We start from the raw sequence: 22,062 nt of genomic DNA, 5'->3' as shown, positions 1-22,062 counted from the left end.
ACGGGAGCGGCTGACGGTCTGGCCGGCGGGTGGTGGGACCCGCTTCGCTGAGGTGTCCCGATTCCCCGCCGCTTCGACTTCCCGGGGCGTCTCGGGGCCCGCTCGGCACCTCTCAACTGCTGGGCAAAGGTCGCGAATTGGTCGGATCGCGGCGTTAGGAAGCCTTCCTCTAGACGTGATGACACAAGGTGTCCTAAAGTCAACGAGGTGTCTTCCGTTGGGCGGGCTCGGTAGCACCGACCACGCCCGGGCACGCACGCCTGACACATGCCTCTCCGCTGTTCCCGTTCCGTTCCCGTTCCGTTTTCGTTCCGAGGAGGAACCCCCCATGGCCGAGACGCTGGCCACCGCCAAATCCGAACTGGTCGAGCAAGCACACCGCCGGATGCGCGAGGTGATCCCCGACAACGACTGGACACCCCGACAGAAACTCGCGCTGACCTGCCGCATCCTGTTCGACGGCGGGCATGATTCGGGCCTCGCCGGACAGATCACCACCCGGGCCGAAACCCCGGGCACCTACTACACGCAACGCCTCGGGCTGGGCTTCGACGAGGTGACCGAGGACAACCTGGTGCACGTCGACGAGGATCTCAACGTCCTCAACGGCGAGGGAATGCCCAACCCGGCCAACCGCTTCCACAGCTGGGTCTACCGTGCCCGCCCCGACGTCAACTGCATCATCCACACCCACCCCTTGCACACGGCCGCGCTCTCCATGCTGGAAAAGCCGCTCGTCGTCTCCCACATGGACACCACCCCGCTCTTCGACGACTGCGCGTTCCTGGAGACGTGGCCGGGCATCCCGGTCGGCAACGAGGAGGGCGAGATCATTTCGGCCGCGCTCGGGGACAAGCGCGGCCTGCTGCTGGCCCACCACGGGATGCTCGTCGCGGGCAGCACCATCGAGGAAGCCTGCGTCCTCGCCCTCCTCTTCGAACGCGCGGCCAAACTCCAGCTAATGGCCTCCTCCGCCGGAACCATCCGCCCGCTCCCCCCGGAGCTGGCCCGCGAGGCCCACGACTGGGTCTCGACCCCCAAGCGTGACCAGGCGACCTTCTCGTACTACGCGCGCCGCGCCCTGCGAGACCACCCCGACTGCATCAGCCGACCCGCCACCGGGGACACTGTCACGGCGAACGGGGTTTCGGCTGCCGGGGATTCGACGGTTGCGGACCCGACGGTTGTGGACCCGACGGATGTGGCCCCGGCGGATGCGGCCCCGGCCGGTGCGGTCCGGATCGGCGCGAAGGGCGGTGCCTGACATGTCGGTGACCACGCTGCACGGCATCGTCGCCTACCCGGTGACTCCGTTCCGGCCGGATGACGGCAAGGTGGACATCCCGGCCCTCGAAGCCCTGGTCGACCGCCTCGTGACCAGCGGATCCCACGCCGTGGCCCCGCTCGGCAGCACGGGGGAGAGCGCCTACCTGGACGACGACGAGTGGCACGCGGTGGCGCACGCCTCGGTGGCCGCGGTCGCCAAGCGGGTTCCGACCGTCGTCGGCGTGTCGGACCTCACCACCCACAGCGCGGTACGCCGGGCCCGGTTCGCCGAACAGGTGGGCGCGGACGCGGTGATGGTGCTCCCGGTGTCGTACTGGAAGCTGAGCCCCCGCGAGATCGTCCAGCACTATGGCCGTATCGCCGAAGCCGTCGGCATCCCCGTGATGATCTACAACAACCCGGGGACCAGCGGCATCGACATGACGCCGGAACTGATGGTGGCCCTGTGGGAGCAGTTCGAAAACATCACGATGGTCAAGGAGAGCTCCGGCGACATCCAGCGGATGCACCGGCTCACCGAACTCACCGACGGCCGCCTGCCCTTCTTCAACGGCTCCAACCCGCTGGCACTGGAGGCGCTGCGGGCGGGTGCCGCGGGCTGGTGCACCGCGGCACCGTGCTTGGTTCCGCGCCTGCCACTGGACCTGTACGAGGCCGTGCGCACCGGTGACGACACCACGGCGCAGGAGATCTTCGACCGGCTGTCTCCCTTCCTGCGCTTCATCCTGGACGGCGGCCTGCCCACGACGATCAAGGCAGGTCTGTCCCTCCAGGGCTTCGACGCGGGCGAACCGCGCCGTCCCCTGCTACCCCTGGATGCCGAGGGCACCCAGCGGCTGAAGGAACTGCTGGTGGGGCTGGAGGCCCTGGGCGAGTAGGCATCGGACCGGCCCTGATAGGGACCGTCGTACGGGCAGGTCGTCAGCCGAGCAGGAGCCGAGGCTGCTCGTGCGGTCGGCTCGCGGCAGGCCGTCGCTGTTTCGCGTGAGGGCCTGCCGTCTTCTGTCGTGGTGCGTGCGGGAAGACCGTCGCCTGCGCCGCCGCTCCTGTTTCGTGCAGGCGGTTCGTCTCTCGCCACCGCATGTGATTCGTGCGGGTGGGGCGTCGCTTATGTCGTCGTTGGTGGTTCGTGCGGGCAGGCCACAGTGTCTGCTCGCACGAACTGCCGTGGCGGCCGACCGATCGGCCGGTGTGCGGGGCCGGTCGGTCGCACACCGGCCTACGGCATTCCGCAGCCCGTGCCGGAGCTCTTCCCAGTCACCGGCCCCGGCCCCGGCCCCAGCTCCGGTTCCGCGTCCGTTTCAGAGCCTGTGTTCGTGGAAGTCGCCGAATCATCGTGGATCACGATGAGGACGGCGGCTTTTGCCTTGCCCAGGCTTCGTGAGCGGTGCGGCACCTCGGCGTTGAAGTAGACGCTGTCTCCGGCGGCGAGCGTCACCGTCCGGTCGGGAAACTCCAGCTCCACGTCCCCTGCGTGGACGAAGAAGAATTCCTCACCCGGGTGCGACTTGAATGCGGAACCGGCGAACGTCGGCGGCGGGTACATCATGAACGGCGCCAGCTTCTTGCTGCTGACCTGCACCGCGATGCCTTCGTACGAGGCATCGCCGGGGCGTGTCGCTCCGGGGACGGGGGTGCGCTCGCCCGCACGCACCACCGTGATCAGTTCCGGTTCCACCTCGTCGGCGAACAGGCGGCCCACGTCGACGTTGAGCACCTGCGCGAGTTTCATGGCGGTGGAGATCGACGGGACGCTCAGTCCCCGCTCGATCTTCGACAGGTAGCTCTTGGTCACCCCGGCCTGGGTGGCCAGCGTGTCCAGCGTCATCCGGTTCTGTCTCCGCAGCACACGCAGCCTGCTGCTCATGCGGTCTGCCCCGCCCACGAACTCATGCTTCATTATCCATCGCTGCCGATCGGCCGGCGCGGGTCGGACCGATCGGGGCGACGGCGGTGGGGGCCATCACTGGTTGGGGTGGAGGAGAGCCGGCGCCACGGGCTTGGGGTGATGGCGTGGTGGGGCTGGGGGTGCGGTGGCGGGGCCGTGTGGGGCTCGGGCGCGGGCGAGGTGGGGCCCTACCGAGGAGTCTCTGCGGGTGTTGGGGGTGGTGTGCAGGGCGGTGACGGCGGTTGGTGGGCTGATTTGCTGGGCGACCGGGCGGGTGAGGCAGGAGTGGTGGGTGGCTGGGGTGCGTGCGGGTCGGCGCGTTGGTTGGCCAGGGCGGGTTGGGGAGCGGGGGCGGTGAGGGGAGAGGCGTATGGCGGGAGGCGGCAGGATCAGGGCGGTGTCGTACGACCGTGGCTGGTGGAGCGGGCAGGGGGGATGGCTGGGGGCTGGCACGGCGGGTGTCGTACGACGGAGGCGGTTACGCAGTGGTACGGACGAGGAGCGTTATCGGCGTACGTACGTAACCGACGATCATCACCTGAGGAGGGCAGCACCCACGGGAGGGCAGTGCCCGTGAGGGAAACAGGCCGGCGGCAGGGCGGAGGGCCTGTGGGGGCAGGCGGTTCGTGGGAGGGGAGGGCAGCGGTCGGAGGCGGACCGTTGCCCATGGACAGATCGCATCTTGGAGACAGGCCACGTCTTCTTCAGGAAGGGCCGTGTTCGGAGGAGACCACCCGCGGCAAGCTGGTATCGCCGCCCTGCTCTTGCTCACCTCTCGCTCTGGGGCACCCCGACCCCCGCCCGCGCGAATGCCTGCCGGGCCTCCGTCACGAACCGCCGTACCTTCGCCCGGTCCTTCCGCCCGTCGGTCCCCTCCAGCCCCGTGTGGGCGTCCACGGCCGCTGGTCGTACCCGCTCGATCGCCGCCGCCACGTTCTCCGGCGTCAGGCCGCCTGCCAGCATCAGCGGCCGAGGTGAGCGCCGCGCCAGCTCGGCACTCACCTCCCAGTCATGCACCAACCCGGTTGCCCCCTTCGCCCCCGTCGCCGGATCGAAGGTGTCGGAGATGAACATGTCCACCCACCGGGACATCTCCTCCACCGCCCCCCGCAGCTCCTCGTGATTGCCCTCCCGCACCACCAGACTCTTCAGGACGTACAGTCCAGGATCGGTCTCCTTGAGCGCCCGTAGCTCCTCCGCCGGCACGTCACCGTGCAACTGCACCGTCCGCACCCCCAGCTCCGCGCAGAAGGCGCGGATCGCCTCCGCCTCCGTCAGGTACGTGATCAGTACGCCTCTGTGCGGCGGCCGGATCGAAGCGAAGACTCCCGCTGCCTCCGTCTCCGACAGATCCTCCTTGTGTGTTTCCAGCCGCAGCGGCAGCCCCAGCCAATCCACCCCCTCCGCACACAGCAGCGCCGCCTCCGCTTCGTCCATGACCCCTGCGACCTGCACCAGCCCGCTCCTCATGCCCTGCACGTTCATTCACCTCCCGCACCAGTCGTGATCTGCCTCACACCTCAACGGTAAAGAGCCGGAATCCCGCATGCGTCCGGGAGATCCCCGAGAAACCCCTGAGAGACCCCGGAAGGGATGTGTACGAATACGCAGTCGCCGGAGAATGACCAGGCCACCCCCACGTCCATGTCGGATTTCCGCCAGCCGAAGCCGTGCCCTGTCCTGGATCCTGAGCCCATGCACACCGATTTCGCACGCTGCGTACGCGCCGTCCAGTCGAAGGACGCGCGCTTCGACGGCTGGTTCTTCACGGCGGTGCGGACCACCCGCATCTACTGCCGCCCCAGCTGCCCGGTCGTGCCTCCCAAGCCGGAGAACATGTCCTTCCACCCGAGCGCGGCAGCCGCCCAGCAGGCCGGTTACCGGGCCTGCAAGCGCTGCCGCCCGGACGCCGCACCCGGTTCCCCGCAGTGGGACGAGCGGGCCGACGTGGTCGCCCGCGCCATGCGGTTGATCGCCGACGGGGTCGTGGACCGCGAGGGCGTCCCCGGCCTCGCCACCCGCCTCGGCTACAGCACGCGCCAGGTCGAGCGCCAACTCCTCGCCGAACTCGGCGCCGGCCCGCTCGCCCTTGCCCGCGCCCAGCGCGCCCAGACCGCCCGGCTGCTCATCGAGACCAGTGAATTGCCCATGGCGGACATCGCGTTCGCCGCGGGGTTCGCCAGTGTCCGCAGCTTCAACGAGACGGTCCGCGAGGTTTTCGCCCTCGCCCCGACCGAGCTGCGCCGCCGAGCCCGCCCCGGCGTCCGGTCGGCCGCCCCGGGCACCCTCTCCCTCCGCCTCCCCTTCCGGCGTCCCATGTGTCCCGACAACCTCTTCGGGCACCTCGCCGCGACGGCGGTACCCGGCGTCGAGGAATGGAGAAACGGTGCGTATCGCCGCACCCTCACCCTCCCGTACGGTCACGGCATCGTCGCCCTCACGCCCCGCCCCGACCATGTCGAGTGCCGTCTGTCCCTCACCGACCTGCGGGACCTCTCGGGCGCCATCGCGCGTTGCCGTCGCCTGCTCGACCTGGACGCGGATCCGGAGGCCGTCGACGCTCTCCTTCAGGAAGACCCGGTGCTGGCCCCGCTCGTCCTCAAGGCGCCGGGCCGGCGTGTGCCCCGTACCGTTGACGCGGACGAGTTCGCCGTACGCGCCGTCCTCGGCCAGCAGGTCTCCACCGCCGCCGCCCGTACGCACGCGGGCCGCTTGGTCACCGCCCGCGGCACGCCGATCGACGACCCCGAGGGCGGTCTCACCCACCTCTTCCCCTCCGCCGCCGCGCTCGCCTCCCTCGACTCCGAGTCTCTGGCGATGCCCCGCACCCGCCGCGCCACCCTCACCGGACTGATAGCCGCCCTCGCCTCCGGTGACCTCCATCTCGGCATCGGCGCCGACCGCCAACGGGCCCGCGCCCAACTCGCGGCCCTGCCCGGCATCGGTCCCTGGACCGTCGAATGCATCGCCATGCGCGCCCTCGGCGACCCCGACGCCTTCATGCCCACCGACCTCGGCGTCCGCCGCGCCGCCGCCGGGCTCGGCCTCCCCGCCACCCCCGCCGCCCTGACCCGCCACTCCGCCCGCTGGAGCCCCTGGCGCGCCTACGCCGTCCAATACCTCTGGGCCACCGATGACCACCCCATCAACCACCTCCCCGCGAACTGAGGCCGCTCTCGTGACTGTTACTTCTGCGACACCCGTTCCGACCTCCGCATCGGCGCAACCCGCACCCGCGCCCGGCCCCGCCGTACGCATCACCGCGCCCGCCCCGGCTGTCGCTGACGTCGTGACACACACCGTCATGCCCGACACACCGGTCGGGCCTCTGACACTTGTCGCTCGCGGCGCCGCTCTCACCGGCCTCTACATGACCAACCAGCGCCACCGCCCGCCGGAGGAAACCCTCGGCCCCCGTAAAGCCCAGACCGTTGAACCGTTCGCCGCCGCCATCGCTCAACTCCGTGCCTACTTCGCCGGCGACCTGCGGACCTTCGCCCTCCCCCTGGCCTTCCACGGCACCCCGTTCCAACGCCAGGTCTGGCAGGCCCTGTGCGACATCCCGTACGGCGAGACTCTTTCGTACGGCCAACTCGCCGACCGCCTGGGCAAGCCGTCCGCCGCTCGTGCCGTCGGCCTCGCGAACGGCAAGAACCCGCTGGGGGTCATCGTTCCGTGCCACCGGGTGGTGGGGGCCTCGGGGAGCCTTACGGGTTATGGGGGCGGGTTGGAGCGGAAGAGGATGTTGCTGGAGTTCGAGGTGGCTGGGGTTGGGTGGGGGGAGGGGGAGTTGGAGCTGGAGTGGTAGGGGGGGCGGGCACTTGGCGGGCGCCCCGTGGGCGCGGGGGACCACAACGAGTTTGGGGACGGATAGGGCGACTTCCCGGGATCACCCCCGCAGGCGCGGGGACCACTGCTTCGAGGACCCCGACTTGATCGACGAGGTGGGACCACCCCCGCACGCGCGGGGACCACTGGGCCCACCGGCACGCCGACATGGTGAACCCGGGACCACCCCCGCACGCGCGGGGACCACGCGCCCTCAATGGAGCGGGCCGAGTGGAGCATGGGACCACCCCCGCACGCGCGGGGACCACACGGCAGCCGGTACTACCGGGACGTGTTGGGCAGGGACCACCCCCGCACGCGCGGGGACCACGGCAGCCACCTAACGTTTTCGCCAGCCAGGATGGGACCACCCCCGCACGCGCGGGGACCACCCGAAGGTGCCGCCCGGCCTCCGCAGCCGCCCGGGACCACCCCCGCACGCGCGGGGACCACCACCCGTGCCCCGCGTGCGACACCTGGGGCCTGGGACCACCCCCGCACGCGCGGGGACCACGACCAGACTGTCCAGACCGTGCGGGGGGACGCGGGACCACCCCCGCACGCGCGGGGACCACAGTAGAGAGATGGCCAGGGACACGCACGTGAGGGGACCACCCCCGCACGCGCGGGGACCACAGGCCGCGACCTGGGGCTTTACGGCAGCCGGACCCGGTTTTTACTCACTTCCAAAGAGTCGCGCATAACGCGTGTTGCGGACATTCTCGACCAGTTATCGCAACCACTCACCGTCGCCCCCTCACCCGCAAACAGCTACCGCACCCATCCAATCAGGCCTCCATCGGCCGAAGTCCCTCGCACGCGAGAAACGACGACCGATGAGGGCCCGACTCAACTGCCCGTCGTCGGCTCAATCCTGTCGCCTGGCTGGACGGGGACGCCCTGTACGAGATCGGCCACCCGATGGCGCCGGTGAGTGCCGGCTACGGCGGCGAGGATGCGTCGGGCGTCGTCCGGGTGGCAAAGGCGGTGTAGGTCGTCCTTGCGGGCCCAGCGGTAGTCGTCCAGGGGCAGTGGAGGGGCGGTGGGCAGGGTGATCGATTGGTCAGGTGGGAGACGGCCGCAGTCGTAGAGGAAGTCGAGGCGGGGGTGAGGGAGGGAGGGGTGCTCGGCGGGTGTCCAGTCTTTGGCGATGAGGTGGCGGGGGATGACGCTGAGGCCCGTTTGCTGGAGGACACGGCGGGTCATGGCGACCCAGTCGGGTTCGTTGTCGGTGACCGGGCCGCCCGGTAGTACGTGGTGGCGGTGGCCGGTGGGGTGGACAAGTAGCAGGCGGCGGGCTTGGTCGCGGAGGAGGGCGTGGCCGCTGATGCGGACCGGGGGCGGGTCTTGGGCGTCTGGTAGGGCAGTGACGCAGGGGACTGGAGGCGGCGGGAGAGTGCACCAGGTCCGAGTGCCGTCGGGGCTGGTGCCCCAGCGGTGGGCGAGGGCCTGGACGAGGAGGAGGCCCCGGCCGCCTTCTTCGTCCTGGTCCGGGTGCTGGATCATCGGCCGGCGGGACGAGCCGTCGGTGACTTCGATGCGGACCTGGCCATAGGCGTGGGCCAGGGAGACGCTGACATCGGGGCCTTCGCCGTGTACGACGGCGTTCGTGACCAGTTCGCTGATGAGCAGCTCGGCGGTGTCGACCAGGTGCGGCAGGTTCCAGTTCCGGAGCTGATCGGCGCCGAAGCGGCGCATCTGACCGACCCGGCTCTTTTCGGGAGAGAAGGAGACAACCACCCGCTCGGTTTCGTACATGTGTTGTTTCTCCATGGCGTTATTTGCCGTGTGTTCGAGATTGTCGCGGCGAGGGCGGCAACTGCCTATGTGACGGGTCCGGGTGGCCACCTGGGGATTCTCCGAGAAATGAGCAATCCGCTCGTAAGCGCGTTCGAGATTCGGCATTCGCACAGCGAGAGTCATGGAGTCACGCCCTTGCACGGATTCCGGCTGGTGCAACCACCCTGAGGCGTGTGCGAATTGCTGTGCAAGGGGAACGAGTGATGCTGAAAAATTGGCAAATGCCAAATCGCTAACAGAGGTTGATGAGGGAGGGGGGAGTGCTGGCACACTCTGGGGCACAAAGCGCGCCGATACCCGACAAAGGTTCGGTGTGCCTCAACAGGCAAGTGGGAGGCACCAGCACGTGGCAGCACGGCGAGGTCCGACATTCCGGAGGCGAGAGCTTGGCAAGGAGTTGCGCAAGCTGAGGGAGAAAAAGAACCTCACGCTTCAAGAAGTGGCGAGCCGATTGGGGTTCTCACACACGAAGTTGGCGCGTGTGGAGACGGGGGCGAATGATCTGCCACGGGTTGGCGATCTGGAAGACCTGCTCAGCCTCTACGAGCTCGACAGCAGGGAGGATCGCGAAACGCTCCTCAAGCTGCACCGAGAGTCGCTGAGCAAGGATCCATGGACGCCTTATCGGCACGTCATGCCGTCCAAAATGCCGACGTACAGGGGGCTGGAGCAGGACGCAAAGGTAATGCGCGCATTCCAGCCGAGCTTCGTTTTCGGCCTGCTGCAAACCGAGGCGTACGCACGGTCGCTCTTCCTCGTCGCCAAACCGGTGGACGAGACGACGACGGAGTACGTGGAGTACAACGTCCGCTTGCGGCTGGAGCGGAAGGAACTGATCACCCGTTCGGAAAGTCCGTTGGAGCTGCGCGTCATCATGGATGAGGCAGCCGTACGGCGCGTAGTCGGCGGGCCGGAGGTGATGCGTGGCCAGTACGAAGAGATCATGGAGCTGACCAGGCTGGACAACGTCTCGGTGCAGATCCTCCCGCACGAGGTGGTGGGCTACCGGTCGGAGAGTAATTTCGCGGTGCTGGACTTTCCCGACGGGCTCGATCCGATCGTCCAGGTGGACATGCCGAACACGATCAGCGTTACCGACGAGTGGCGGGAAGTGCAGAAAGGTGTGCGCCGCTTTGATGCCATGCGTGAGAGTGCCATGGCCCCGACCGGTACAGCCGGTTTACTGCAGGCCCTAGCGCGAGAGTGGAAGTAGCCATCATTAGGCATAAGCCGTCACGAGAAGTGACCGAAGCAGCGTGGTTCAAGTCGTCGTACAGCAATGACACCGGTGGGTCCTGCGTCGAAATCGCCGGCCTCACCACCCACGTAGGTATCCGTGACTCCAAGGACAAGACCGGTCCCAAGCTCCTCGTCTCCGCCTCCGCCTGGTCCGCCTTCCTGGGCCTCGTAGGGGCTGGGGACGAGCAGGACGGAGCCGCAGGCCAGTAGCTCCAACGCCAAGCGGCCGGTGTTCCCACCCCAGGGAAACACCGGCCGCTCCGCACGCCGGCTTTCAGCCCCCGACCACCTTCCGAACCTCCCCCACCAACCGCTCCGCAGCGGCCAAGGACCCCCGAAGCTCATCGGCCGTCCGCCCCATCGCGCCCAGCAACTCACGGGCCCGGTCCGCGAAGCCCGCCGGGGTGTCCGGCATCGTGGCTGCCGCCGTCAAGGCGCCCTTCTCGTTGAGGCACCAGGTGCGGTGGTGGGCGTGCAGGGCCTGGACAAGGTCGCCGACCGCGCGGGACAGGCACAGGGCGGCGTGCAGTACGTCCTCGGCGGTGTACGACTTGGCCGCCATGCTCACCGAGAAACCGGCGTCCCAGACGGCCATTCCCGTCAGAGCCTCGCGCAGCGGCTCCGGGTATGTGGCGGTCTCCGCCTTCAGGGCCGTCAGTTCGCCACTTGGGTCGGCCAGTACGCGCCCGAGGGCGACTTCGCCCGCGTACGCCGGGGACCAGAAGCCGAGGGGGTGGCCGGTTTGGGCGCCGATTTCGAAACGGCCATGGTGGCAGTCCTGCCACACGTTCTGTACGCGGTCGATGTCGCGCAGGATCCAGTCGACGTGGCTGCCGTCCGGGAGGGCCAGCCAGGCGCCGCCGTTCACCCAGGCGCCCCAGGCGCCGGGGGGATGGATGTCCACCGGCTCGCCCGTCACTTCGGCGGCCAGCGCCTTGAGGACGGACAGGTCGAGGTCCCCCCGGTAGTAGACGCCCAGATCCCAGTCGGAATCGGGGCGGTGGGTTCCCCGGGCCCGGCTTCCGCCGAGCATTACGCCGACGACTCCCGGGACGTCTGCGATCTTTGTGGCCATCTCTTCCATGCGGGCGAGGGTAGAGGGCCCGAGGCCTTTTCGTTCGCTGGAGTGCGCCCGCCTGGTGGCGGTGACGGGGCGTCCGGCAGGACCTGGCAGGAACAATGCCGGTGGCAGAAACCGTGCTGTGGCAGGAATGGTGCCGGTGGCGGAAACATCCTGGTGGCAGGAACGGTGCGGTGGCAGGAACGACATCGGCAGGAACCGGCCCCGCACGCCGCACGCCCCGGTACCGCCGCCCTACCCTGCCGCCTTCACCCCCGCCTCCAGATCCGGCGCCACCCCGTCCTCCAGCTCAACCGCCCCCGTGCCGCGCTCCAACGCGTCCAGCGCGGCCCGCAGACGGCGCACCATGCCCGGAGCGAGCAGCGGTTCCGCCTCATCCCAGGGCAGGAGGCGCCAGGAGAGGAGTTCGTCCTCCTGGAGCTTGATTGCCGCCAGTTGGTCCGGGTCCAGAACGCCGCCGTCGTAGATGTACGAGACCAGCGGCGGGCGGGCTTGGCCGCGCACCCAGTCGACGACCAGGAGGCGGCCGGGGTCGATGTCGAGGCCGATCTCCTCGGCGGTTTCGCGGCGGGCGGCCTGGCGCGGGGACTCGTCCGCGTCGGACTCGACGGTGCCGCCCGGGAGGATCCAGGTGTCGCGGTAGTTGGGTTCGACGAGCAGGATGCGGCTCTCGGCGTCGCGGAAGAGGACGCCCGCGCCCGCGAGGACGCGCGGCAGGCCGGCGATGTACGTGGCGTAGTCCGTGGTCATTTGAGGGAGCGTAATCGCTCGCGGCATTCAGGTATGGCCGTATGTGGGGATTTCAGCGGAAAGGGGGAGAGGCTGACCGCGTACGAAAACCCGCGTTGTCCCACCGGAACACCTTCCGAAAGTCTTCGGAACGTCTTTGGAAAGTCGTCGGAACGCCTTCGGAACGCCTTGCGCTCCTGGTCGTCGTCCCCGGCGTCCCTGTTCGTCGGCGCTCTTGCCGGATAAGGTCGCAGCGGCGCGACTGCCAGTTCGAAAGCAAGGGGAAACAGTGGCGGACGCAGCAAGGACGCAGGCAGGACAGACGGCATCGGGGGAGCAGCCGCCCCGGGTGCTGATCGCCGCGGACAAGTTCAAGGGCTCGCTCACGGCCGTCGAGGTCGCCGCGCACGTCACGGCCGGGCTGCGGCGCGTGGTGCCGGGTCTGGAGGTGGAGTCCATCCCGGTCGCGGACGGCGGCGACGGGACGGTCGCGGCGGCGCTGGCCGCCGGTTTCGCGCGCCATGAGGCGCGCGTCACGGGTCCTGTGGGCGAGCCGGTGACGGCCACCTTCGCCCTGCGCGAGGACGGGACGGCCGTGGTGGAGATGGCGGAGGCGTCCGGCCTCCAGCACCTCCCCAAGGGCACGTTCGCCCCGCTGACGGCGACCACGTACGGCACCGGCGAGCTGCTGCTCGCCGCGCTGGACGCGGGCGCCACCTCGATCGTCTTCGGCGTCGGCGGCAGCGCGACGACCGATGGCGGCGCGGGGATGCTGGCGGCGCTGGGCGCCCGGTTCCTGGACGCGGCGGGCGAGCCCGTCGGACCGGGCGGCGGCGCGCTGAGCGGCCTGGCCACCGCCGACCTGTCGGGCCTGGACCCGCGGCTGGCCCGGACGGACATCGTGCTCGCCAGCGACGTGGACAACCCGCTCACCGGCCCCAAGGGCGCGCCCGCCGTCTACGGCCCCCAGAAGGGCGCGAGCCCGGCGGACGTGGCGGCCCTGGACGCGGCCCTGGCCCACTACGCCAAGGTCCTGGAGGCGGCGGTGGGCCCGAAGGCCGCCGAGCACGCGCTGGCGCCCGGAGCGGGCGCGGCGGGCGGCATCGGGTACGGGGCGCTGGTCGGGCTGGGCGCGACGTTCCGGGCGGGCATCGAGGTGATGCTCGACGTGCTGGGCTTCGCACCGGCTCTGGACCGCGCCACCTTCGTCATCACGGGCGAGGGCTCCCTGGACGAGCAGACGCTGCACGGCAAGGCTCCGGCGGGCGTCGCGCAGGCAGCCCGCGCGGCGGGGCGGGACGTGGTCGCCGTGTGCGGCCGGCTGGCGCTGGCCCCCGAGGTGCTGGGCCGGGCGGGCATCCGCCGCGCGTACGCCCTGGCGAACCTGGAGCCCGACCCGGCCCGCTCGATGGCGGAGGCGGGGCCGCTGCTGGAGAGGGTCGCGGAGCAGCTGGCGCGCGACTTCCTGGTCTGAGTCCGGGGCCGGGACGCGCGGACACCCCTGTGAGCCGTCAGACCGCGCTGTACGGCGGCGTGCGGGCGTCCGCCCGTCCTGGAAGTGTGCGGGCCTCCGCCCGGCCCCCTATCGGGGTGCCGGGCGTCCGCGCGACCGAGCACCGTGCCGGGCCTCCACGCGGCTCCCTAGCGGCGTGCCGGACCTCCGCCCGTCCCGGAGCGGCGCGCGGGCGGACGCCCGTCCCGAGCGCCGTGCGGTGTCAGCGCCCCGGCCCCGCTGACAAGCGACGCAGGCGACCCAGGTGACACAGGCGACGCGGGCCGCCCATGAACCCCAGGGAGGTGCCCGCAGGCACGGAAACCGGACACCAGGAGCGCTCGAAGACACGGAAACCTCAGCGTCTCCGGCCGCCCGCAGACAATCAGATCGCCCGGAGGCACGAAGGGCCCCCGCGCAAGCAGCACGAACAACCCCCGCAAGCGCGGAAAGCCGCCGACACCAAAAGCGCCCCCGACGCAAAAAGCGCCCCCGACACAAAAGAGAAGGCCCCGACCGACTCCGAAGAATCGACCGGGGCCCTCGCCCTCGTCCGTGCGCGCCTACGGCAACTGCGCCGCCCGCGCCTCGCGCCCCTCCCGCCGGTGGTCGCGGAAGGCGTTGACCCGCCGGGCCGTGGCGAACAGCGGGATCATCGCGCCCAGGACCACCTGGAGCGAGCAGCCGGTCTGGAGGAGGACCTTCCCGCCGGGGGCGTCCAGCGCCCAGGCGGCCAGCATGCCCATGCTGAGGATGATCCAGGTGAGCATCGCGACGGCGAGCCGTCCGCGGGGCTTGGGGTACTCGACCCGGCTCACCATCAGCCAGGCCACCCCGATGATCGCCAGGAGCGTCGGCAGGAACGGCAGCTCCAGCAGGACGATGGCGACCACCGTCAGCGCGCCGAAGGGGCTCGGCATGCCCTGGAAGATCCCGTCACGCAGCGTGACGCAGGAGAACCGGGCCAGCCGCAGCACCACCGCCAGCAGGACCACGACGGCCGCCACCACCGAGACCCGCTGGTGAGCGTCCTGAGCGACCATGCCCCAGGTGACGACGAAGTAGGCCGGGGCGAGACCGAAGCTGATCAGATCCGACAGGTTGTCCAGCTCGGCGCCCATCGCGGAGCTGCGGAGCTTGCGCGCCACGAGCCCGTCGAAGAGGTCGAACACCGACGCCGCGAGCATCAGGATCACGGCCATGGCGGCGCTGTGCCGGGCCATGCCGCCGTCCTCGTTCCCCGTGAGGTGCGGGATCAGGACGCCGGTGGTCGTGAAGTAGACGGCCATGAAGCCGCAGATCGCGTTGCCCAGGGTGAGCGTGTCCGCTATCGACAGCCGCGTGGACAGCGGCATGTCGTCCTCGTCCTCGTCGGCCTCGGGCGTCCAGCCGGCCTGTGTGTCCGGATCAATCACGGTCAAGACGTGTCACCCCCGCGGTGGTGGCCTGGCCGACCTCGACCGCGGCCTCGACGCCTTCCGGAAGGTAGACGTCCACGCGTGAGCCGAAGCGGATCAGACCGATGCGTTCGCCCTGCTCGACCTTGGTGCCCTGGGGCACGTACGGAACGATGCGGCGGGCGACCGCGCCGGCGATCTGCACCATCTCGACGTCGCCGAGCTCGGTGTCGAAGTGCCAGACGACCCGCTCGTTGTTCTCGCTCTCCTTGTTGAACGCCGGAACGTATCCGCCGGGGATGTGCTCCACGGACGTCACGGTGCCGGCCAGCGGCGCCCGGTTGACGTGGACATTCAGAGGGCTCATGAAGATCGCGACGCGGGTGCGCCCGTCCTTCCACGGCATGATGCTCTGCACCACGCCGTCGGCCGGAGAGATGACCCGGCCCTGAGCGATCTCGCGCTCGGGGTCGCGGAAGAACCACAGCATGCCCGCCGCGAGGGCGGTGGTGGGCACGGCGACGGCGGCCCAGCGTCCCGAACGGCGCGAACGGGCGAGGCTGACCGCCGCCGTCGCGACGGTCGGCAGGAGCCACGGCGACGCTCCGCGCGCGAGGCGGACGCGACCGCGTTGTGCAGAGGATGGGCTGTGGGGCATGGATGACCTTCGTAGCGGAGGGTGCCGCATATGCAATGGGGGACGGCGGCTTTCCGGGGATGCTATCGGTTGCGGGCGGCAACTGGCCAAGAGCCAGCGCCAATCCGTGGCCGAAGAACGATGACCGAGTGTGATCTTCGTCTAGAGGAAATCGGACGAATGGGGGCGTTCACCCCGGGATGCGGTACTCCTCCAGCAGTCGGCGCCCAATGATCATTTTCTGAATCTCGGCGGTCCCCTCGCCGATCAGGAGCATCGGGGCCTCCCGGTAGAGCCGCTCGATCTCGTACTCCTTGGAAAAGCCGTAGCCGCCGTGGATGCGGAACGCGTCTTCCACGACCTCCTTGCAGTACTCGGAGGCCAGGTACTTGGCCATGCCCGCCTCCAGGTCGTTGCGCTGACCGGAGTCCTTTTTGCGGGCCGCATTGACCATCATCGCATGGGCGGCCTCGACCTTTGTGGCCATTTCGGCCAATTTGAACTGGATGGCCTGGTGCTGCGCGATCGGCTTTCCGAAGGTGTGTCGCTGCTGCGCATAGGAAACACCCAGCTCGAAAGCGCGCAGCGCGACACCGCAACCACGCGCTGCGACATTAACGCGGCCGACCTCGACGCCGTCCATCATGTGATAGAAGCCACGCCCCGTCTTTCCGCCGAGTACCCGGTCGGCCGGAATGCGCAGCCCATCCATGATCATTTCGGTGGTGTCGACCCCCTTGTAACCCATCTTGTCGATCTTGCCGGGAATCGTCAGACCCGGCCGCACCGTCCCGAATCCGGGTTCCTTTTCGACGAGGAAGGTGGTCATCGACTTGTGCGGGGCGGTGCCTTCCGGGTGGCCTTCGTCCGTACGGCACAGCACGGCGACGAGCGTGGCCGAACCGCCGTTGGTGAGCCACATCTTCTGGCCGGTGAGAACGTATTCCTCGCCGTCCCGCACGCCTTTGGACGTGATCGCCGACACATCCGAGCCGAGTGCCGGCTCGGACATGGAGAAGGCGCCGCGGATCTCGCCGGTCGCCATCTTCGGCAGGAAATACTCCTTCTGCTCTTGCGTGCCGTGCTGCTTGAGCATGTACGCCACGATGAAGTGGGTGTTGATGATGCCGGACACGCTCATCCAGCCGCGTGCGATCTCCTCCACGCTCAGCGCGTAGGTGAGCAGCGACTCGCCCAGGCCCCCGTACTCCTCGGGGATCATCAGGCCGAAGACACCCAGCTCTTTCAGGCCCTCGACTATCTTCGTGGGGTATTCGTCGCGGTGTTCCAGTTCCGTGGCGACCGGCAGGATCTCGTTGTCGACGAAGTCGCGGAGGGTGGCCAGGATTTCCCGCTGGACGTCGGTGAGGCCCTCGGTGCGGGCGAGCCGGCTCATCTCAGTTCTCCTTCGCGGCGGGGGTGTCGGAGGAATCGGCGGCGGGGTTCCCGGGCGTGCCGAGGGGGTTTCCGGGGGCGCCGACGGCCTTTTCGGTGCCGGAGGCCGACGGCCCCCCGGCGTGGTTTCCGGCGGACTCCGCAGCCCGGTTTCCGGCGGACCGTGCGGCGTGGTTTCCGGCGGACGCGGACGAATGCCCGTCGGCCGGCGTGCGGAGTTCCGGGCGGCCGGGCTGTTCGCCGCCGCGCTCCTTCACGTACATCGCCGTGGGGACCATCACCTTCCGGCGGAAGACGCACACCAGCGTGCCGTCCTGCTTGTAACCGCGGGTCTCCACGTGCACGATTCCGCGGTCCGGCTTGGACCGGGACGGGGTTTTGTCCAGCACCGTCGTCTCGCCGTACAGCGTGTCCCCGTGGAAAGTCGGCGCGACGTGCCGCAGCGACTCGATTTCCAGGTTCGCGATGGCCTTGCCGGACACGTCCGGGACCGACATGCCCAGCAGCAGCGAGTAGATGTAGTTGCCCACGACGACGTTCCTGCCGAAATCGGTGGTCCGCTCGGCGTAGTTGCTGTCCATGTGCAGCGGGTGGTGGTTCATCGTGAGCAGACAGAAAAGGTGGTCGTCGTATTCGGTGACGGTCTTTCCCGGCCAGTGCTTGTAGACGTCCCCGACGGTGAATTCCTCGTACGTGCGGCCGAACTGCATCGCCTATGCCTCCGGAGCCTCGAACTTGGACGTGCGGGTCATGCCCGCCGCCCGCCCCTTGCCGCTGATGACCAGCGCCATCTTGCGGCTCGCCTCGTCGATCATCTCGTCGCCGAGCATCGCGGAACCCTTGGCGCCACCGGCCGCGGAGGTGTGCCACTCGTACGCGTCGAGGATCAGCTCCGCGTGGTCGTAGTCCTCCTGGGACGGGGAGAAGACCTCGTTGGCGGCCTCGACCTGGCCGGGGTGCAGCACCCACTTGCCGTCGAAGCCGAGCGCCGCCGCGCGGCGGGCCACCTCGGTGAAGCCGTCGACGTTGCGGATCTGGAGGTAGGGGCCGTCGATGGCCTGGAGGTCGTGCGTGCGCGCCGCCATCAGGATGCGCATGAGGATGTAGTGGTACGCGTCCGCCCCGTAGCCCGGCGGCTGCTCGCCGACGACCAGCGACTTCATGTTGATGGACGCCATGAAGTCGGCCGGCCCGAACACGATCGTCTCCAGGCGCGGCGAGGCGCCCGCGATGGCGTCCACGTTGACCAGGCCCTTGGCGTTCTCGATCTGCGCCTCGATGCCGATGCGGCCGACCTCGAAGCCCATCGTCTTCTCGATCTGGGTGAGCAGCAGGTCCAGCGCCACGATCTGCTGGGGGTCCTGCACCTTGGGGAGCATGATGCAGTCCAGGTTGGGGCCGGCGCCCTCGACGACGGTGATGACATCGCGGTAGGTCCAGTGGGTGGTCCAGTCGTTGACCCGGACCACGCGGGTCTTGCCGGTCCAGTCGCCGGTGTTCAGGGCCTCCACGATGGAGTGCCGGGCGCCCTCCTTGGCGAGCGGGGCGCAGGCGTCCTCCAGGTCCAGGAAGACCTGGTCGGCGGGCAGGCCCTGGGCCTTCTCCAGGAAGCGCGGGTTGCTGCCGGGCACGGCCAGGCAGGAGCGGCGCGGCCGGAGCCGGTTGGTCTCGGCCGAGGCCGCGGGCCGGTCCGGGGCGGCGCCGGGGAGCAGGGGGGTGTTCGTCATGCGGGGACCTCCAGGGGGTCGAGCCGGTGTGCGGTACGGATCGCGTCGACGATACGGCCGATGATCTCCGTGATGCCGAAGTCCTTGGGGGTGAAGACCGCCGCGACCCCGGCCGCGCGGAGGGCGGCGGCGTCGGCGGCGGGGATGATGCCCCCGACCACGACGGGGAGGGGAGTGTGGGGGACGGGCGGCCCGCCGGGTGCGGGCACAGCGCCGGGCGCGGCCCCGTCCTCGCCCGCCCCCAGCGCGGCCCGCAGCCGGTCCAGCACCTCCGGCACCAGCTCCGCGTGCGAGCCGGAGAGGATCGACAGGCCCACGCAGTGCACGTCCTCCGCCACCGCCGCCGCCACGATCTGCTCGGGTGTCAGCCGGATGCCCTGGTAGACCACCTCGAAGCCGGCGTCCCTGGCCCGTACGGCGATCTGCTCGGCGCCGTTGCTGTGCCCGTCCAGCCCCGGCTTGCCCACCAGCAGGCGCAGCCGTCCGACACCGAGGTCGGCGGCGGTGCGCGCCACCTTCTCGCGCACGGCGGCGAGCGGGCTGCCGGGCTCGGCGGCGACCGCCAGCGGCGCGCCGGAGACCCCCGTGGGCGCCCGGAACTCGCCGAACACCTCCCGCAGTGCCCCCGCCCACTCCCCGGTCGTCACGCCCGCGCGGGCGCACTCCAGCGTGGCCGGGAAGAGGTTGGCGTCACCCGCCGCCTCCTTCTTGAGGGCGGCCAGCGCCTCCCGGGCGCGGTCCTCGTCTCGACGCTCCCGCCAGTCGCGCAGTGCCCGGACCACGCCCGCCTCGTTGGCCGGGTCCACGGTCATGACGGCGGTGTCCAGGTCGGCGGTCAGAGGGCTGGGCTCGGTCGCCTCGTAGCAGTTGACGCCGACGACGCGTTCCTCGCCGGTCTCGATCCGGGCCCGCCGCTCCGCGTGCGAGGCCACCAGTTGCGACTTGAGGTAGCCGGACTCGACGGCGGCCAGCGCCCCGCCCATCTCCTGGATGCGCGCGATCTCCGCCAGGGAGTCGGTGACCAGGGAGGCCACCTTCTCCTCCACCACCCGCGAACCGTCGAAGAGATCCTCGTACTCCAGCAGGTCGCTCTCGTGCGCCAGCACCTGCTGGATGCGCAGCGACCACTGCTGGTCCCAGGGGCGCGGCAGGCCCAGCGCCTCGTTCCAGGCGGGGAGCTGGACCGCGCGGGCCCGGGCGTCCTTGGACAGGGTGACGGCCAGCATCTCCAGCACGATCCGCTGGACGTTGTTCTCCGGCTGCGCCTCGGTCAGCCCCAGGGAGTTGACCTGCACGCCGTACCGGAAACGGCGGTGCTTGGGGTCGCGGATGCCGTACCGCTCCTGGGTGACGTGGTCCCAGATGCGCCCGAAGGCGCGCATCTTGCACATCTCCTCGACGAAGCGGACCCCGGCGTTGACGAAGAAGGAGATCCGCCCCACCACGTTCCCGAACTTCTCCGGTGGAACCTGCCCCGAGTCGCGGACGGCGTCCAGGACGGCGATCGCCGTGGACATCGCGTAGGCGATCTCCTGGACGGGCGTGGCGCCGGCCTCCTGGAGGTGGTAGCTGCAGATGTTGATGGGGTTCCACCTGGGGATGCGGGCCACCGTGTACGCGATCATGTCGGTGGTCAGGCGCAGGCTCGGCCCCGGCGGGAAGACGTGCGTCCCGCGCGAGAGGTACTCCTTGACGATGTCGTTCTGCGTGGTGCCGGCCAGCGCGGTGACGTCCGCGCCCTGTTCCTCGGCGACCACCTGGTAGAGGGCCAGCAGCCACATGGCGGTGGCGTTGATGGTCATGGAGGTGTTCATCCGTTCCAGGGGGATGTCCTGGAACAGCCGCCGCATATCGCCCAGATGTGCTATTGGCACCCCGACCCGGCCCACCTCGCCGCGCGCCAGCACGTGATCGGGGTCGTACCCGGTCTGCGTCGGCAGGTCGAAGGCGACGGACAGGCCGGTCTGGCCCTTGGACAGGTTGCGCCGGTACAGCTCGTTGGACGCCTCGGCGGTGGAGTGCCCGGCATAGGTGCGCATCAGCCACGGGCGGTCTCTGTGACGTGGCCGCGCACGGTCTTCGTGAGGTTCGGTCATCGGGTCTCTTCCCGTCGCTCAGGCGTCACGGAAGCGGTTGATGGCGTCGAGGTGGCGGGCGCGGGTCTCGGGGTCCCGGACGCCCAGGCCCTCTTCCGGGGCCAGGCACAGGACGCCGACCTTGCCCTGGTGGACGTTGCGGTGCACGTCGTGGGCGGCCTGCCCGGTCTCGGCGAGGGGGTACGTACGGGAGAGCGTGGGGTGGATCTTCCCCTTGGCGACCAGGCGGTTGGCCTCCCACGCCTCGCGGTAGTTGGCGAAGTGCGAGCCGACGATGCGCTTGAGGGACATCCACAGGTAGCGGTTGTCGTACTCGTGCTTGTAGCCGGAGGTGGAGGCGCAGGTGACGACGGTGCCGCCCTTGCGGGTCACGTACACGCTGGCGCCGAAGGTCTCCCGGCCCGGGTGCTCGAAGACGATGTCTACGTCCTCCCCGCCGGTCAGCTCCCGTATGCGCTTGCCGAAGCGCTTCCACTCCTTGGGGTCCTGCGTGTGCTCGTCCTTCCAGAAGCGGTAGTCCTCCGCCGAGCGGTCGATGATCGCCTCGGCGCCCATCCTCCGGCAGATCTCCGCCTTCTGGTCGCTGGAGACCACGCAGATGGGCGTGGCGCCGCCGGCCAGCGCGAACTGGGTGGCGTACGAGCCCAGGCCGCCGCTGGCGCCCCAGATCAGGACGTTGTCGCCCTGCTTCATCCCGGCGCCGTTGCGGGAGACGAGCTGCCGGTAGGCGGTGGAGTTCACCAGGCCCGGCGCCGCGGCCTCCTCCCAACTCAGGTGCTTCGGCTTGGGCATGAGCTGGTTGGACTTGACAAGGGCGAGCTCGGCCAGACCGCCGAAGTTGGTCTCGAAGCCCCAGATGCGCTGCTCCGGGTCGAGCATGGTGTCGTTGTGGCCGTCGGCGCTCTCCAGCTCCACCGAGAGGCAGTGCGCGACCACCTCCTGACCCGGCTTCCAGGCGTGCACGCCGGGGCCGGTGCGCAGCACGACACCGGCCAGGTCGGAGCCGATGACGTGGTACGGCAGGTCGTGGCGCCTGGCGAGCGGGGAGGTGCGCCCGTAGCGCTCCAGGAAGCCGAAGGTGGGCAGCGGTTCGAAGATCGAGGTCCACACGGAGTTGTAGTTCACCGAGGAGGCCATGACGGCCACCAGGGCCTCGCCCGGCCCGAGTTCGGGGACGGGGACCTCTTCGACGTGCAGGGACTTGCGGGGGTCCTTCTCCTTGGTGGACAGGCCGGCGAACATCTCGGCCTCGTCCTTGTGCACGGTCACCGCGCGGTAGCTCTCGGGGATGGGCAGGTGGGCGAAGTCCTCGCCCGTACTGTCCGAACTGTCCGACGCGAGGATCGCGTCCAGGATGTGGTTCACGGTGGGCCTCCGGCGAAGCGCGTAGGGCAACGGCTTGAGGGAACGTCGGGGGTGGTGCGAAGGCGGTGCCGTCGGTTCGGCGGGTGGTGCGGCGGCGCGGG

At 69.8% G+C, this 22,062-nt stretch carries 18 protein-coding genes, 1 pseudogene and 1 CRISPR repeat array; of the genes and pseudogenes, 7 read left to right on the top strand and 12 right to left on the bottom strand.

Features of this window, described 5'->3' with window-relative positions:
- Positions 1-328: 328 nt before the first annotated feature.
- Positions 329-1,264, top strand: coding sequence for an aldolase (locus tag ABZX96_RS05315; RefSeq protein ID WP_355538164.1), 936 nt, complete (start codon positions 329-331; stop codon positions 1,262-1,264).
- Between the two features lies 1 nt (position 1,265).
- Positions 1,266-2,165, top strand: coding sequence for a dihydrodipicolinate synthase family protein (locus ABZX96_RS05310; protein ID WP_355538161.1), 900 nt, complete (start codon positions 1,266-1,268; stop codon positions 2,163-2,165).
- Between the two features lie 341 nt (positions 2,166-2,506).
- Here the strand turns inward: ABZX96_RS05310 and ABZX96_RS05305 are convergent, their stop codons facing one another.
- Positions 2,507-3,154, bottom strand: coding sequence for an XRE family transcriptional regulator (locus ABZX96_RS05305; protein ID WP_355538158.1), 648 nt, complete (start codon positions 3,152-3,154; stop codon positions 2,507-2,509).
- A gap of 789 nt (positions 3,155-3,943) precedes the next feature.
- Complete coding sequence (locus tag ABZX96_RS05300) at positions 3,944-4,630, bottom strand: phosphoribosylanthranilate isomerase (RefSeq protein WP_355538155.1); 687 nt, start codon at positions 4,628-4,630, stop codon at positions 3,944-3,946.
- A 240-nt stretch (positions 4,631-4,870) separates the two neighbouring features.
- Here ABZX96_RS05300 and ABZX96_RS05295 point away from each other — a divergent pair, with 240 nt between their 5' ends.
- Positions 4,871-6,343 carry an AlkA N-terminal domain-containing protein gene (locus tag ABZX96_RS05295; protein WP_355538152.1) on the top strand — a complete coding sequence of 491 codons (1,473 nt, stop codon included), beginning with the start codon at positions 4,871-4,873 and terminating at the stop codon, positions 6,341-6,343.
- 136 nt (positions 6,344-6,479) lie between these two features.
- Positions 6,480-6,983 (top strand): methylated-DNA--[protein]-cysteine S-methyltransferase, encoded by a 504-nt coding sequence (locus tag ABZX96_RS05290; RefSeq protein ID WP_355538149.1) that lies wholly within the window; start codon positions 6,480-6,482, stop codon positions 6,981-6,983.
- Positions 6,984-6,999: 16 nt separating this feature from the next.
- Positions 7,000-7,639: a CRISPR direct-repeat array (repeat unit 29 nt; unit sequence GGGACCACCCCCGCACGCGCGGGGACCAC).
- Between the two features lie 213 nt (positions 7,640-7,852).
- Here ABZX96_RS05290 and ABZX96_RS05285 read toward each other — a convergent pair.
- Complete coding sequence (locus tag ABZX96_RS05285) at positions 7,853-8,776, bottom strand: ATP-binding protein (RefSeq protein ID WP_355538146.1); 924 nt, start codon at positions 8,774-8,776, stop codon at positions 7,853-7,855.
- A gap of 340 nt (positions 8,777-9,116) precedes the next feature.
- Between ABZX96_RS05285 and ABZX96_RS05280 the strand changes: the two genes are divergently transcribed.
- Positions 9,117-10,016 (top strand): helix-turn-helix transcriptional regulator, encoded by a 900-nt coding sequence (locus ABZX96_RS05280; protein ID WP_355538143.1) that lies wholly within the window; start codon positions 9,117-9,119, stop codon positions 10,014-10,016.
- Positions 10,017-10,045: 29 nt separating this feature from the next.
- On the top strand, positions 10,046-10,252 hold the full coding sequence (locus ABZX96_RS05275; protein ID WP_355538140.1) for a DUF397 domain-containing protein: 207 nt from the start codon (positions 10,046-10,048) through the stop codon (positions 10,250-10,252).
- A 64-nt stretch (positions 10,253-10,316) separates the two neighbouring features.
- Here the strand turns inward: ABZX96_RS05275 and ABZX96_RS05270 are convergent, their stop codons facing one another.
- Both ABZX96_RS05270 and ABZX96_RS05265 read right to left on the bottom strand, forming a co-directional pair.
- On the bottom strand, positions 10,317-11,126 hold the full coding sequence (locus ABZX96_RS05270) for a nucleotidyltransferase domain-containing protein (protein WP_355538137.1): 810 nt from the start codon (positions 11,124-11,126) through the stop codon (positions 10,317-10,319).
- Positions 11,127-11,357: 231 nt separating this feature from the next.
- Positions 11,358-11,873, bottom strand: a complete 516-nt coding sequence (locus ABZX96_RS05265; protein ID WP_355538134.1) for an NUDIX hydrolase — start codon at positions 11,871-11,873, stop codon at positions 11,358-11,360.
- A 328-nt stretch (positions 11,874-12,201) separates the two neighbouring features.
- Between ABZX96_RS05265 and ABZX96_RS05260 the strand changes: the two genes are divergently transcribed.
- A complete protein-coding gene (locus ABZX96_RS05260) occupies positions 12,202-13,326 on the top strand; it encodes a glycerate kinase (protein WP_355538613.1) in 1,125 nt (374 codons plus the stop codon).
- A 581-nt stretch (positions 13,327-13,907) separates the two neighbouring features.
- Here the strand turns inward: ABZX96_RS05260 and pssA are convergent.
- From pssA to ccrA, 7 genes and pseudogenes are all read right to left on the bottom strand, one after another.
- Positions 13,908-14,765, bottom strand: a complete 858-nt coding sequence (gene pssA / locus ABZX96_RS05255) for a CDP-diacylglycerol--serine O-phosphatidyltransferase (RefSeq protein WP_355538131.1) — start codon at positions 14,763-14,765, stop codon at positions 13,908-13,910.
- Complete coding sequence (locus tag ABZX96_RS05250) at positions 14,752-15,399, bottom strand: phosphatidylserine decarboxylase (RefSeq protein ID WP_355538128.1); 648 nt, start codon at positions 15,397-15,399, stop codon at positions 14,752-14,754. Before ABZX96_RS05250 ends, pssA begins: the two co-directional genes overlap by 14 nt.
- A gap of 169 nt (positions 15,400-15,568) precedes the next feature.
- Positions 15,569-16,774 (bottom strand): acyl-CoA dehydrogenase family protein, encoded by a 1,206-nt coding sequence (locus tag ABZX96_RS05245; protein ID WP_355538125.1) that lies wholly within the window; start codon positions 16,772-16,774, stop codon positions 15,569-15,571.
- Between the two features lie 214 nt (positions 16,775-16,988).
- Positions 16,989-17,483, bottom strand: a pseudogene (locus ABZX96_RS05240) (MaoC family dehydratase); the annotation flags it as partial.
- A gap of 3 nt (positions 17,484-17,486) precedes the next feature.
- Complete coding sequence (locus ABZX96_RS05235) at positions 17,487-18,500, bottom strand: CoA ester lyase (protein WP_355538122.1); 1,014 nt, start codon at positions 18,498-18,500, stop codon at positions 17,487-17,489.
- Positions 18,497-20,596 carry a methylmalonyl-CoA mutase family protein gene (locus ABZX96_RS05230; RefSeq protein ID WP_355538119.1) on the bottom strand — a complete coding sequence of 700 codons (2,100 nt, stop codon included), beginning with the start codon at positions 20,594-20,596 and terminating at the stop codon, positions 18,497-18,499. The genes ABZX96_RS05235 and ABZX96_RS05230 overlap by 4 nt, the downstream gene beginning before the upstream one ends.
- 18 nt (positions 20,597-20,614) lie before the next feature.
- Positions 20,615-21,961 (bottom strand): crotonyl-CoA carboxylase/reductase, encoded by a 1,347-nt coding sequence (gene ccrA / locus ABZX96_RS05225; RefSeq protein WP_355538116.1) that lies wholly within the window; start codon positions 21,959-21,961, stop codon positions 20,615-20,617.
- Positions 21,962-22,062 lie beyond the last annotated feature (101 nt).

It is taken from the genome of Streptomyces sp. NPDC003077 (genome assembly GCF_040611095.1).
GTDB lineage: Bacteria > Actinomycetota > Actinomycetes > Streptomycetales > Streptomycetaceae > Streptomyces.
The sequence above is the reverse complement of the archived record's forward strand: the minus strand, read 5'-3'. Positions and strand labels throughout refer to the sequence as shown.